Annotated in this window: 12 protein-coding genes; 8 read left to right on the top strand and 4 right to left on the bottom strand. The window is 67.8% G+C overall.

Annotation, left to right across the window (positions count from 1 at the left end; all coding sequences use genetic code 11):
• Positions 1 to 6 precede the first annotated feature (6 nt).
• The 3 genes from ASF43_RS22180 to ASF43_RS22190 are packed head-to-tail and all read right to left on the bottom strand — an operon-like array spanning position 7 to position 1,855.
• Complete coding sequence (locus ASF43_RS22180) at positions 7 to 615, bottom strand: OmpA family protein (protein WP_082498118.1); 609 nt, start codon at positions 613 to 615, stop codon at positions 7 to 9.
• 5 nt (positions 616 to 620) lie between these two features.
• Positions 621 to 1,064, bottom strand: a complete 444-nt coding sequence (locus ASF43_RS22185; protein ID WP_056185876.1) for a FecR domain-containing protein — start codon at positions 1,062 to 1,064, stop codon at positions 621 to 623.
• A 59-nt stretch (positions 1,065 to 1,123) separates the two neighbouring features.
• Positions 1,124 to 1,855 (bottom strand): Crp/Fnr family transcriptional regulator, encoded by a 732-nt coding sequence (locus ASF43_RS22190; protein WP_056185879.1) that lies wholly within the window; start codon positions 1,853 to 1,855, stop codon positions 1,124 to 1,126.
• 156 nt (positions 1,856 to 2,011) lie between these two features.
• Between ASF43_RS22190 and ASF43_RS22195 the strand changes: the two genes are divergently transcribed.
• The 8 genes from ASF43_RS22195 to ASF43_RS22230 all read left to right on the top strand — a co-directional run bounded on the left by ASF43_RS22195 (position 2,012) and on the right by ASF43_RS22230 (position 11,372).
• On the top strand, positions 2,012 to 3,958 hold the full coding sequence (locus tag ASF43_RS22195) for a long-chain fatty acid--CoA ligase (RefSeq protein WP_056185882.1): 1,947 nt from the start codon (positions 2,012 to 2,014) through the stop codon (positions 3,956 to 3,958).
• A 5-nt stretch (positions 3,959 to 3,963) separates the two neighbouring features.
• Positions 3,964 to 4,779 (top strand): ABC transporter ATP-binding protein, encoded by an 816-nt coding sequence (locus tag ASF43_RS22200; protein ID WP_056186592.1) that lies wholly within the window; start codon positions 3,964 to 3,966, stop codon positions 4,777 to 4,779.
• A gap of 9 nt (positions 4,780 to 4,788) precedes the next feature.
• Positions 4,789 to 5,718: a branched-chain amino acid ABC transporter permease gene (locus ASF43_RS22205; RefSeq protein ID WP_056185886.1), complete on the top strand. Its 930-nt coding sequence runs from the start codon at positions 4,789 to 4,791 to the stop codon at positions 5,716 to 5,718.
• A 4-nt stretch (positions 5,719 to 5,722) separates the two neighbouring features.
• Positions 5,723 to 6,784: a branched-chain amino acid ABC transporter permease gene (locus ASF43_RS22210; protein WP_056185889.1), complete on the top strand. Its 1,062-nt coding sequence runs from the start codon at positions 5,723 to 5,725 to the stop codon at positions 6,782 to 6,784.
• Between the two features lie 44 nt (positions 6,785 to 6,828).
• Positions 6,829 to 8,136, top strand: coding sequence for an ABC transporter substrate-binding protein (locus ASF43_RS22215; protein ID WP_056185890.1), 1,308 nt, complete (start codon positions 6,829 to 6,831; stop codon positions 8,134 to 8,136).
• A gap of 4 nt (positions 8,137 to 8,140) precedes the next feature.
• A complete protein-coding gene (locus ASF43_RS22220; protein ID WP_056185894.1) occupies positions 8,141 to 8,968 on the top strand; it encodes an ABC transporter ATP-binding protein in 828 nt (275 codons plus the stop codon).
• A gap of 122 nt (positions 8,969 to 9,090) precedes the next feature.
• On the top strand, positions 9,091 to 10,284 hold the full coding sequence (locus ASF43_RS22225; RefSeq protein WP_056186595.1) for a phenylacetate--CoA ligase family protein: 1,194 nt from the start codon (positions 9,091 to 9,093) through the stop codon (positions 10,282 to 10,284).
• Between the two features lie 110 nt (positions 10,285 to 10,394).
• Entirely contained in the window at positions 10,395 to 11,372 is a 978-nt protein-coding gene (locus ASF43_RS22230) for a tripartite tricarboxylate transporter substrate-binding protein (protein WP_056185897.1), read from the top strand.
• Between the two features lie 52 nt (positions 11,373 to 11,424).
• Here the strand turns inward: ASF43_RS22230 and ASF43_RS22235 are convergent, their stop codons facing one another.
• Positions 11,425 to 13,530 (bottom strand): PQQ-dependent dehydrogenase, methanol/ethanol family, encoded by a 2,106-nt coding sequence (locus ASF43_RS22235; protein ID WP_369803316.1) that lies wholly within the window; start codon positions 13,528 to 13,530, stop codon positions 11,425 to 11,427.
• Between the last annotated feature and the right edge of the window lie 103 nt (positions 13,531 to 13,633).

Consider the following 13,633-nt stretch of genomic DNA (forward strand, 5'->3'; position numbering starts at 1 on the left):
CCGGGTTCAGCGCACCGTCACTTCGACGCGCCGGTTGCGCGGCTCTGCGGTCTCGTCGGGAGTGCTGATCAAAAGGTTGTGTTCGCCGTGCGAGGCGATCTCCACGTGCGTGGCGGCGGCGCGGGCTTCCTTCAGCAGCTCGGCGACCTGCTCGGCGCGGCGCAGCGACAGCGTGGCGTTCTGCTCGGCGCTGCCCACTGTGTCCGTGTGGCCGATGATGGCCAGCTCGGGCACTGCGCGGCTGCGCACCTCCTGCAGGATCTCGGGCAGCAGGGCTTCGGAGGCCTTGGTGATCTGCGCGTTGCCGACGTCGAAATACAGCTCGAACGTGCGTGGCGCGACGGGCTGTGCGGCCAGGGCCGCACCGGCATCGCGCTGCAGTTGCGCGGCATCGAGCACAAAGGTCTGGGCAGGCCCGCGCAGCGCCACGGCCTCGCGTGGCTGGTCCAGTTGCGCCACACCCTGCGGGCCGCTGTAGACCACCTTGCCGACACTGCCGTCGGCGTTTTCCAGCAACACCACGTAGGCGTGCGGCGCGGGCGGCGGGGGGGTGGCACAGCCGGCCAGCATGGCGGCCAGCAGGGCCGGCACCAGCGTGCGTGCGCGCAGCGGCATCGGCTTCACGGCTGCTCCTTCACGACCGCCGCGAAGCGCGTACCGCGCACGCCGATGATGCCGGACGGCGTCTTGATCCTGACCGCGTCGGGCTTGAGCCTGGCGATGGCACCCGACACGTAATGCAGGCTGCCGGCCGTGATCGAGCCGCCAAGCAGCAGGTCGCCCTTGGCCGGCGCGAACAGGAACTCCTCGAGTTGGAAGGTCGTGGAAGGCCCGAACGACAGCATGGTGTTGTCCATCAGGGTCACGCCCAGCGCGCCGGTACTGCCGGTGCGGATCACGTCGCCCAGGTGCAGCGGCGTGCCGGGCCGGGCGGGCGTCTGGCGGTCACCCGACGTGACGCTGGCCTCGCCCGTTACCGTCTTCACGTGGCCGACCTGCGCGGCCACGGTGGTGCCGGCCAGCAGCAGCGCCACGGCGCAGAAGATGGTTCTTGTGATTTGCATGCTGACGCCCTCCGTGGGAAACCGGGGGAGTATTGTGCACGCTGTCAAAACTGTCAGGGTCAACGTCGCCCTGTGTGCGCAACCGGTGTGACGCTGCGCAGGGCCTCCAGGTCCAGAACCCGCAGGCCGCCGTACTCGATGCGGATGTGGCCTGCGCCCTGCAGTGCTGCCAACGCCTCGTTCACGCGCTGGCGCGACAGGCCGACGAGATAGGCCAGCTCCTGCTGCGTGATGCGCAGCACCTGGCCGACGCCGGGGTACAGCACCGGGTTGAACAGCGCGGCCAAGTTGCGCGCCACCCGCACGTCGGGGTCGGCCAGGCGGTCGATCTCGCGGGCGGCGATGAACTGGGCCAGCCGTTCGTTGAGCTGGTTCATGACGAAGCGGTTGAAGCCGATGGAGTGGTCCAGCAGCCAGTGGAAGCTGTCCACCGGGATGCCGGCCACCACGCTGCGGCGCAGCGCCTGGATGTTGTAGCGGTAGGGCTCGCGCTTGAGCACCGTGCCCTCGCCGAACCAGCCGCCCGAGGGCAGGCCGGCGAAGGTCATGGTCTGGCCCTGTGCCGTCTCCGAGCTCATCTTGAGCAGGCCCTCGATCACGCCGAACCAGTAGGTCACCGGCCGGCCCACGCGGCACACGTGGTCGCCGGGCAGCGCATCGCCCGCGCTGATGTCGGGCAGCACGCGTGCGCGTTCGCTGTCGCTGAGTGGGGCCAGCCAGGGGATGCCGTCGAGTTCGCGCGGGGTGGGCGGGCGGCGGCGCTGGTGCAAGGGCTCGCCGGGCGGCTGCACGCGGCGCGCCTTGCGGGGCGCAGGCGCAGGGGCGGGTAATTCCGGGGGAGGGGACACCCGTAAATTGTCGTTGACACGACACCACGGCGTCAAAGTATGGCCTTAGCATCCGCCACGCTTTGATAGAGCAGGCGGTGTGACACAAGGACAACCAGCATGCAGACCACATTTCCAGGACTGTTGCAGCAGCACGCGGCCGAGCGGCCCGATGCAGCCGCGATGCGCGAGAAGGAATACGGCATCTGGCAGATGCTCAGCTGGAGCGCGCTGGCCCGCATGGTGGAGCACGTCGCCTGCGGCCTGCACCAGGCTGGGCTGCGGCGCGGCGAGCACCTGGTCGTGGTCGGCGCGAACAGGCCTCGGCTGTACGCCACGATGCTGGCCGCGCAATCGCTGGGCGCCATCCCCGTGCCGCTGTACCAGGACGCCGTGGCCGGCGAATGCCTGTTCCCGATGACCAATGCCGAGGTGCGCATGTGCGTGGTCGAGGACCAGGAGCAGGTCGACAAGATGCTGGAGGTGCGCACGCAGTACCCGGCGCTGACCCACATCTGGTACGACGATCCACGCGGGCTGCGCCACTACGCCGAGCCCGGCCTGGCGCCCATCGCAAGCCTGCTGGAGCAAGGCGAGGTGCTGGCCCGGCGCGAGCCGGGCTTCTTCGCCGGCCAGGTCGCGCAATGCCGGCCCGGCGACGTGGCCGCCATGTTCTTCACGTCCGGCACCACGGGCAACCCCAAGGGCGTGGTCCACACGCATGCGAGCCTGCTGGACCGCGCCCAGGCCGGCGCCGCCTTCGACCGGCTGACCGCGCAGGAAGAAGTGCTGGCCTACCTGCCACCGGCCTGGATTGGCCAGAACATCTTCAGCTACGCGCAGTGGCTGGCCTGCGGCTACGTGGTGAACTGCCCCGAGTCGGCCAGCACCGTCACGATCGACCTCAAGGAGATCGGCCCCACTTACTACTTCGCGCCGCCGCGCATCTTCGAAGGTCTGCTGACCAGCGTGATGATCCGCATGGAAGACGCGGGCGCCTTCAAGCGCGGCATGTTCCACCGCTTCATGGACGTGGCGCGCCGCGTGGGGCCCGCGCGCATGGACGGCAAGGCGTTGTCGCTGGGCGACCGCTTGCTGTACGCGCTGGGCGACCTGCTGGTCTACGGCCCGCTGCGCAACAACCTGGGCTTCTCGCGCGTGCGCGTGGCCTACACGGCCGGCGAGGCCATCGGCCCCGACCTGTTCACCTTCTACCGCGCCATCGGCGTGAACCTGAAGCAGCTCTACGGCTCCACGGAGACCGCCGTGTTCGTCTGCCTGCAGCCCGACAACCAGGTGCGCGCCGACACCGTGGGCGTGCCGATCCAGGGCGTGGAGATCCAGGTGGCCGACAACGGCGAGATCCTGGTGCGCTCGGCCGGCCTGCTCAAGGGCTACTACAAGAACCAGAAGGCCACCGACGAGGTGCTGACGCCCGACGGCTGGTACCACACCAGCGACGCCGGCTTCCTGGACGCCAACGGCCACCTGAAGATCATCGACCGCGTGAAGGACGTCGGCCGCCTGGCCGGCGGCGCAAGCGACGGCGCCATGTTCGCGCCCAAGTACGTGGAGAACAAGCTCAAGTTCTTCCCGCACATCAAGGAAGCCGTGGCCTACGGCGATGGCCGCGCCACGGTCTGCGTGATGCTCAACATCGACTTCGAGGCCGTGGGCAACTGGGCCGAGCGCCGCAACCTGCCCTATGCCGGCTACACCGACCTGGCGCAAAAGCCCGAGGTCTACGAGCTCATGCGCGACTGCGTGGAGAAGGTCAACGCCGACCTGGCGCAGGACGCGATGCTGGCCGGCAGCCAGGTCAGCCGCTTCCTCGTGCTGCACAAGGAACTGGACGCCGACGACAACGAGCTCACGCGCACCAACAAGGTCCGCCGCGGCTTCATCGCCGAGAAGTACCAGCTGCTGGTCGACGCGCTGTACGGCGGCAAGACGGAGCAGTTCATCGAGACGCAGGTCAAGTTCGAGGACGGCCGCACCGGCAGCGTGAGCGCCACGCTCCGGATCGGCGACAGCAAGACATTCGCGCCCGTGCGCAAGGCGGCATGATGGACATGAGCGAAACCGCACTGCACACACCGGCCGTCAGCGGTCGCAAGATCGGCGACGTGATCCTGGAGGTCAAGAACATCTCGCTGCGCTTTGGCGGCGTGAAGGCGCTGACCGACATCAGTTTCGACGTGCGCGAGCACGAGGTGCGCGCCATCATCGGCCCCAACGGCGCCGGCAAGAGCTCCATGCTCAACTGCATCAACGGCGTCTACGCGCCGCAGGAGGGCTCCATCACCTTCCGTGGCAACACCTTCAAGCACATGAACTCGCGCCAGGTGGCCGAGATGGGCGTGGCCCGCACTTTCCAGAACCTGGCCTTGTTCAAGGGCATGAGCGTGCTGGACAACATCATGACCGGCCGCAACCTGCGCATGAAGAGCAACCTGCTGCTGCAGGCGCTGCGCTGGGGGCCGGCCGAGCGCGAGGAAATCGCCAACCGCGAGAAGGTCGAACGCATCATCGACTTCCTGGAGATCCAGCCCTTTCGCAAAACGCCGGTGGGCCGCCTGCCCTACGGCCTGCAAAAGCGCGTGGACCTGGGCCGAGCGCTGGCCATGGAGCCGCAGGTGCTGCTGCTGGACGAGCCCATGGCGGGCATGAACGTGGAGGAGAAGCAGGACATGTGCCGCTTCATCCTGGACGTCAACGACGAGTTCGGCACCACCGTCGTGCTGATCGAGCACGACATGGGCGTGGTCATGGACATCTCGGACCGCGTGGTCGTGCTCGACTACGGCAAGAAGATCGGCGACGGCACGCCCGAGCAGGTGCGCAGCAACCCCGATGTGATCTCCGCCTATCTCGGCACGAACCACTGAAAGCGCGCGATGGGATTCTTCCTCGAAACTTTGTTCGGCGGCCTCATGGCCGGCATGCTGTACGCGCTGGTGGCGTTGGGCTTCGTGCTGATCTTCAAGGCCTCGGGTGTCTTCAATTTCGCGCAGGGCGCGATGGTGCTCTTCGCGGCGCTGGCCATGGCGCGCTTTTCCGAGTGGTTCCCCAAGTGGTTCGGCTTCGACAGCTTGCTGCTGGCCAACGGGCTGGCGCTGGTCGCGGCGATCGCGGTCATGGCCGTGCTGGCCTGGCTGATCGAGCGCCTGGCGCTGCGCCAGCTGGTCGGCCAGGAGCCGATCGCGCTGCTGATGGCCACGCTGGGCATCGCCTACTTCGTCGATGGCGCAGGCCAGCTGCTGTTCGGCAGTGCCACCTACAAGATCGACGTGGGCATGCCCAAGGACCCGATGATGGTGCTGGAAGGCACCTTCGACGGCGGCCTGCTGCTGAGCAAGGAAGACCTGTACGCCGCGCTCGTGTCCGCCTTGCTGGTGATCGGCCTCACGCTGTTCTTCCAGAAGACGCCGACCGGCCGCGCGCTGCGTGCCGTGGCCGACGACCACCAGGCCGCGCAGTCCATCGGCATCCCGCTGTCGCGCATCTGGGTGATCGTCTGGGCCATCGGCGGCATCGTCGCACTGGTCGCCGGGATCATCTGGGGCTCCAAGCTCGGCGTGCAGTTCTCCATCTCGCTGGTGGCGCTGAAGGCGTTGCCGGTGGTGATCCTGGGCGGGTTGACCTCGGTGCCCGGCGCCATCGTCGGCGGCCTGATCATCGGCGCGGGTGAGAAGCTGTCGGAGATCTACATCGGCCCCATGCTGGGTGGCGGCATCGAGAACTGGTTTGCCTACGTGCTGGCCCTCGGCTTCCTGCTGGTCCGTCCGCAGGGTTTGTTTGGCGACAAGATCATCGACCGGGTCTAAAGACATGCTATACAGAGAAAACGGCCAGTTCAAGCAGACCTACCGCGCCGACCTGCAGATCTTCCCGGTGCTGCAGGACCGCATCGGCATCTACGTGCTGCTGGCGGTGGCCTTCATCGCCGTGCCGCTGCTGGGCAGCGACTACTTCTTCCGCGCCATCCTGATCCCGTTCCTGATCCTGGCGCTGGCGGCGCTGGGCCTGAACATCCTGGTGGGCTATTGCGGCCAGATCTCGCTGGGTACGGGAGCCTTCATGGCCATCGGCGCCTACGCGGCCTACAACCTGCAGGTGCGTTGGGACTTGCCGCTGTTGCTGTCGCTGATCGGCGGCGGACTGGCGGCCACGGTGTTCGGCGTGCTGTTCGGCATCCCCAGCCTGCGCATCCGCGGGCTGTACCTGGCCGTGGCCACGCTGGCGGCGCAGTTCTTCACGGACTGGTTCACCAACCGCGTCAAGTGGGTCACGAACGACTCGCCCTCGGGCTCGGTCAGCGTGGGCGCGCTGTCCTTCTTCCACGTGCCGGTGGACACGCCCGTGCAGAAGTACCTGCTGTGCCTGTCCATCGTCTGCCTGTTCGCGCTGCTGGCCAAGAACCTGGTGCGCGGCGCCATCGGCCGGCAGTGGATGGCGATCCGCGACATGGACGTGGCCGCCGCCGTGATCGGCATCCGCCCGGTCTACGCCAAGCTGTCGGCCTTCGCGGTCAGCTCCTTCATCGTCGGCGTGGCCGGCGCCCTCTGGGCCTTCGTGCACCTGGGCTCGTGGGAGCCCGCGGCATTCAGCATCGACCGCTCGTTCCAGCTGCTGTTCATGGTGATCATCGGCGGCCTGGGTTCCATCTCGGGCGCCTTCTTCGGCGCGGCCTTCATGGTGCTGCTGCCCTTGCTGCTGAACTACGTGCCGCACTGGCTCGGGCTGCCGCTGTCCACCGGCACGGCGGCGCACCTGGAGCACATGATCTTCGGTGCGCTGATCGTGTTCTTCCTGATCGTCGAGCCGCACGGCCTGGCGCGGCTGTGGCTGACCGCGCGCGAGAAGCTGCGGCTGTGGCCCTTCCCTCATTGATTCCCACCCTGCACGCCAACGTGCCTTTCTCCAGGAGACTTCCCATGAAGCTGAAATCCCTCGTCGCCCTCGCAGCGGCCAGCCTGTCCGTGCTGGCCACGCCACAGGCCTTTGCCCAGGCCGAGCAGTTCGTGCCGCTCCTGGTCTACCGCACCGGCCAGTTCGCGCCGCTGGGAATTCCATGGGCCGACGGCAAGCAGGACTACCTGAAGCTCGTGAACGCACGCGACGGCGGCGTCAACGGCGTGAAGCTCACCTACGAGGAATGCGAGACGGCCTACGACGCGGCCAAGGGCGTGGAATGCTACGAGCGCCTGAAGAACCGCGGCGGTGGCGCCTCGGGCTTCGACACCCAGTCCACCGGCATCACCTTCGCCGTGACCGACAAGGCCTTCGCCGACAAGCGCGTCGTGCAGACCATGGGCTACGGTCTATCGCAATCCGTCGACGGCACGGTGTTCGAGTGGAACTTCCCGCTGCTGGGCACCTATTGGACCGCCGCCGACGTGATGATCCAGGACATCCTCAAGAAAGAGAAAGGCAACCTCAAGGGCAAGAAGATCGCGCTGGTCTACCACGACTCTCCGTACGGCAAGGAGCCGATCCCGCTGCTGCAAAAGCGCGCCGCCAAGGACGGCTTCGAGCTGTCCACGTTCCCGGTCACGCCGCCCGGCGTGGAGCAGAAATCCGTCTGGCTGCAGATCCGCCAGCAGCGGCCCGACTACGTGCTGCTGTGGTCGGCTGGCGTGATGACGCCTGCGGCCGTGCGCGAGGCCCAGGCCACGGGCTTTGCGCGCGAGAAGATCTACGCCATCTGGTGGGCCGGCTCGGACCACGACATCAAGGACATCGGCGCCGGCGCCAAGGGCTACAACGCCATCACGATCCACAACAGCGCGGCCCGGGACAAAGTCCACGATGACCTGAAGAAGAACGTCTACGACAAGGGCCAGGGCACGGCGTCCGACGCCGGCGAGGTGGGCGTGATGGCGCACACGCGCGGCATGATGATCTCGATGCTGCAGGTCGAAGCCATCCGCGCCGCGCAGGAGAAGTTCGGCAAGGGCAAGGTCATGACGCCCGAGCAGGTCAAGTGGGGCATGGAGAACCTGGACCTCACGGCCGACAAGCTCAAGGCCCTGGGCTTCGGCGAGATCATGCGGCCCGTGAAGACCTCGTGCGCCGACCACATGGGCAACGACTGGGCGCGCATCGTGCAGTGGGACGGCGGCAAGTGGAACATCACCTCCGACTGGTACCAGTCCGACAAGAGCCTGATCGACCCGCTGGTCAAGGAGCTGTCGGCCAAGTACGCGGCCGACAAGAAGATCACGCCACGCAGCTGCTCTTAACGCCATGTCCGCCGTGCCTTCGGCCAAGCGCCGCGAGCTCCTCAATGTCAACGGCATCGAGGTCATCTACAACCACGTGATCCTGGTGTTGAAGGGCGTCTCGCTGCGCGTGGACGAGGGCAGCATCGTGGCCCTGCTGGGTGCCAACGGCGCCGGCAAGACGACCACGCTGCGCGCCGTCTCCAATTTGCTGCATGCCGAGCGCGGCGCGGTGACCAAGGGCTCGATCGCGCTGCGTGGCGAGCGCATCGAGAACCTCACGCCGGCCGAGCTGGTGGACCGCGGCGTGATCCAGGTCATGGAGGGCCGGCACTGCTTCGCCCACCTGACCATCGAGGACAACCTCATGACCGGCGCCTACACGCGCAAGGACGGCAAGGCCGCAGTCGAGCAGACGCTGGAGAAGGTCTACAACTACTTCCCGCGGCTCAAGACCCGCCGCACCAGCCAGGCGGCCTACACCTCGGGCGGCGAGCAGCAGATGTGCGCCATCGGCCGCGCGCTGATGGCCAACCCCAAGATGGTGCTGCTGGACGAGCCCTCCATGGGCCTGGCGCCGCAGATCGTCGAGGAGGTGTTCGAGATCGTGAAGGACCTCAACACCAAGGAGGGCGTGACCTTCCTCTTGGCCGAGCAGAACACCAACATGGCGCTGCGCTACGCCGACTTCGGCTACATCCTGGAGAGCGGGCGCGTGGTCATGGACGGTGCGGCGGCCGACCTGGCCAGCAATGAGGACGTCAAGGAGTTCTACCTCGGCGTCGGCGGCGCGGAGCGCAAGAGCTTTCGCGACGTGAAGAGCTACAAGCGGCGCAAGAGGTGGCTGGCATGAGCCTCGCCCGGCCGCCCGAAGAGGCTCGGCACCGCAGCGCGCAGCGCGAAGGTGGCCCAGTGAACGCCGAGCATTACGACGCGCTGGAGGCGCGCGATCCGGCCGCGCGCGAAGCCCAGCTGATGGCAGCGCTCGCGCCCCAGGTGGCGCAGGCACAGCAGCGCAGCGTGGCGTTCGCAGGCATCCTGGCCGGCGTCGACGCGCAGGCCGTCACCTCGCGCGAGGCCCTGGCCCAGTTGCCCGTGACGCGCAAGCACGAGCTGCTGGAGCGCCAGAAGGCGGCACGCGCCGCAGGCCGCGATCCGTTCGGCGGCTTCAGCGCGATCGGCTTCGGTGCCGGCATGCGCCGTGTGTTCGCCAGCCCCGGCACGCTGTACGAGCCCGAGGGCCAGGCACCCGATTACTGGCGCGTCGCGCGCGCCCTGTTCGCGGCCGGTCTGCGCGCGGGTGAGCTGGTGCACAACAGCTTTAGCTACCACTTCACGCCGGCCGGCTCCATCATGGAGACGGGCGCCCATGCGCTGGGCTGCACCGTGTTCCCCGGCGGCACGGGCCAGACCGAGCAGCAGGTGCTGGCCATCAGCGAACTCAAGCCCGCGGCGTATGCCGGCACGCCGAGCTTCCTCAAGATCCTCGTGGAGAAGGCCGCCGAGATCGGCGTGGCCATGCCCACGCTGACCAAGGCCTTGGTGTCGGGCGAAGCCTTTCCACCGTCGCTGCGCGACTGGCTGGCCGCGCGCGGCATTGCCGGCTACCAGTGCTACGCCACGGCGGACCTGGGCCTCATCGCCTACGAGACGGCCGCGCGCGAAGGCCTGGTGCTGGACGAGGGCGTGGTCGTGGAGATCGTGCGGCCCGGCACCGGCGAGCCCGTGCCCGAGGGCGAGATCGGCGAGCTCGTCGTGACCACGCTGAACCCCGACTACCCGCTGATCCGCTTCGGCACCGGCGACCTGTCGGCCGTGCTGCCAGGCCGCTGCCCCACGGGCCGCAGCAACACGCGCATCAAGGGCTGGATGGGCCGCGCGGACCAGACCACCAAGGTGCGCGGCATGTTCGTGCATCCGGGCCAGGTGGCCGACATCGCGCGGCGCTTTCCCGAGCTGGGGCGCGTGCGCCTGGTCGTGGCCGGCGAGATGGCCAACGACACCATGGTGCTGCGTGCCGAGAGCGCCGCGCCCTCCGAGGCCCTGGCTGCGCGCGTGGCCGAGGCCGTGCGTGACGTGACCAAACTGCGCGGCAGCGTGGCCTTCTGTGCGCCAGGCGAATTGCCTGCGGACGGCAAGGTCATCGACGACCAGCGCAGCTACAAATAAAGTGGGGGCTGCCGTGCCCGCCGCGGCAGCGCACCGGACTGGTACTTCTCTCGATTTCCCTACAAATTGCGTGCAGATACCATCGCCCCCTTTCGCCTTCAGGAGTTGAGATGCAGAAACTTTGGACCGTAGCCGCTCTGTCGTTCGCCGCACTGGGCGCGCAGGCCCAGGATTTCCCGGGCGGCAAGCCCATCACCATGGTCGTGCCCTTCGCCGCCGGCGGCCCGACCGACCGCGTGGCCCGCGACCTGGCTGAAGCCATGCAGCGCCAGCTCGGCAACAACCCGGTCATCATCGAAAACCTGGGCGGCGCGGGCAGCACCATCGGCACGACCAAGGTGGCGCGCGCCAAGAACGACGGCTACACGCTGCTCGTCACGCATGTGGGTATGGCCACCACGCCCGTGCTGTACCGCAAGCTGTCCTACAACTACGAAACCGACTTCGAGTACCTGGGCATCGTCAACGACGTGCCCATGACGCTGATCGGCAAGCCCGGCCTGGAGGCCAAGAACTTCGGCGAGCTGCGCACCTGGATCGCGGCCAACGCCAGCAAGGTGAACCTGGGCAACGCCGGCATCGGCTCGGCCTCGCACCTGTGCGGCCTGCTGTTCCAAAGCGAGCTCAAGGCCGAGATGACCACCGTGCCGTACAAGGGCACTGCACCGGCGATTGCCGACCTGCTGGGCGGCCAGATCGACCTGCTGTGCGACCAGACCACCAACACCACGTCGCAGATCGAAGGCAAGAAGGTCAAGGCCTACGCGGTCACGACCAACAAGCGCCTGACCACGCCGGCCCTGAAGGACATTCCCACGCTGGACGAGTCCGGCATGAAGAACTTCCAGGTCACGATCTGGCACGGCCTGTATGCGCCCAAGGGCACGCCCGCCGCCGTGCTGACCAAGCTCAACACCGCGCTGAAGGCCGCACTGAAGGACCCGGAGTTCATCAAGAAGCAAGAGGGCCTGGGGGCAGTCGTGGCCAACGACAAGCGCGTCGAGCCGGCCGAGCACAAGAAGTTCGTGCAATCTGAAGTCGCGCGCTTTGGCCCGGTCATCAAGGCGGCCGGCCAATACGCCGATTGATCGTCGCCTGATTTTTCACGAAGCCGCCGGGGTCGACGCCCCGGCGGCTTTTTTATTTGGGCCGCACCGCGTCGGCCGTGCCCTGGATGAACGCCTTGATCGCCTCCACGTCGGCCATGCTGAGCTTGCCCGTGAAGTCGGGCATGCCGCGGGCCATGGCCGGGCCCTTGAACAAAAACTTGTCCAGGTTCTCGATGAAGGCGGCGTCCATGTAGCCCAGGTTGGGAATGTTGCCGCCGCGGTCCACGCCCGGCACGCCGTGGCAGAACACGCAGTTGCTCACATACAGGCCCGTGCCGGCCGCGACCTGGGCGGGGTCGTACTTCACGCCCTGCACCAGCTTGGCCATGCGGTACTCGACGAACTCCGGCATCCTGGCCGTGCCCCCGACGGCGAAGGTGTAGACCGTGCCCGGCCCCTGGCGCTCGGTGGCGCGCTGCGCCAGGCCGTAGACGCCGCCCCAGCCCACGGCCACCGACACGTACTGCTTGCCGTCGACCAGGTAGGTGGAGGGCGCGGCCACCACGCCCGTGCCGGTGGGGGTCTCCCAGAGCTTGGCGCCGGTCTTGGCGTCGTAGGCCACCATGCGGCCGTCGGCCGTGCCCTGGAACACCAGGTTGCCGGCCGTGGTCAGCGTGCCGCCGTTCCAGGGCGACGCATGCTCCACGCCCCATGCCTCTTTTTGTTGCACCGGGTCCCAGGCCACGAGCCGGCCCATGGGCTTGCTGGTGGGCGGGGCGGCGTTGACGAACATGCCGGTGTTCCAGCCCTGCGCCGCATGCGGGCGTAGCGGGGTGTTCTCGTTGAACTTCCAGTCCTTGTCGTCCATCAGGTTGATCGGCACGTGCTGGGCCGGCAGGTAGACCAGGCCGGTGCCGGGGTTGAACGACATCGGGTGCCAGTTGTGCGCGCCGAACGGGCCGGGCATGCTCTCGCCGGGCTTGTCGTTCTGACGTGCGGCCGCGATCTCGATCGGCCGGCCCTTGGCGTCGTAGCCGCTGGCCCAGTTCACCTCGACGAAGTTCCTGGCCGAAATGAACTTGCCGTTGGTGCGGTCGATCACGAAGAAGAAGCCGTTCTTGGGCGCATGCAGGATCACCTTGCGCGGCTTGCCGGCGATCTTCAGGTCAGCCAGGATCATGGGCTGCGTCGAGGTGTAGTCCCAGTTGTCGCCCGGCGTCTGCTGGTAGTGCCACTTGTAGGCGCCGGTGTCCGGGTCCAGCGCCACGATGGAGGCCAGGTACAGGTTGTCGCCACCTGCCGGGCTGCGCTTGCTGCGCGCCCAGGGCGAGCCGTTGCCGGTGCCGATGTACATCAGGTTCAGCTCGGGGTCGAAGGCCATGGTGTCCCAGGCCGTGCCGCCGCCGCCGGCTTCCCAGTACTTGCCCGACGGGTCCCAGGTCTTGGCCGCGCGCGCCATGGACGCGTCCTCGAAGGGCTTGGACGGGTCGCCCGGCACCGTGAACCAGCGCCACTTCTGCGCGCCGGTGTTCGCGTCGTAGGCCGTCACGTAGCCGCGCACGCCGTACTCGGCACCGCCGTTGCCGATCAGCACCTTGCCCTTGAACACCCGCGGCGCGCCGGTGATGGTGTAGGAGCGGCTGTGGTCGATCAGCGTGTCCTTCTCCCACAGCACGCGGCCGCTGCCGGCGTCCAGCGCGATCAGCCGGCCGTCGTAGGCGGCCACGTAGACCTTGCCTTCCCACAGCGCCACGCCGCGGTTCACGACGTCGCAGCAGCCGCGAAAACCGCGCGCGCGGTCGACCTGCGGGTCGTAGGTCCAGATGCGCTGGCCGGTGCGCACGTCCACCGCATGCACGACGCTCCACGACGCGGTCACATACATGATGCCGTCCACCACCAGCGGCGTGGCCTCCACGCCGCGCGTGCTTTGCAGGTCGTAGGACCAGACCAGGCCCAGTTGCTGCACGTTGGAGGTGTCGATCTGGCTGAGCCGGCTGTAGCGCGTCTCGGCGTAGTCCAGGCCGTAGCTGGGCCAGTCGGGCGTCTTCGCGGCGTTGGCGCGGATGAAGGCGCCGTTCACTTTCTTGACGGCCGCCGTGGCGCGGGCTGCCGTCTCGGCCGTCTGCGCCTGCACGGTGGTGTGGGACCAGGCCATGGCGCAAAGCGCCAGAACGGCCAGCATGCGTCGCTTCATCGTGTTGTCTCCTTGTTGTGGATGGGCGAGATGCATCCTGCGACGCACTGCCTGGCCGGCGGTACGGGGTTTCCCCAGGGGTGTGGGCGGGTAAGCCCGCTCG

Origin of the sequence: Pseudorhodoferax sp. Leaf267, from assembly GCF_001422405.1 — a bacterium.
GTDB lineage: Bacteria > Pseudomonadota > Gammaproteobacteria > Burkholderiales > Burkholderiaceae_C > Pseudorhodoferax.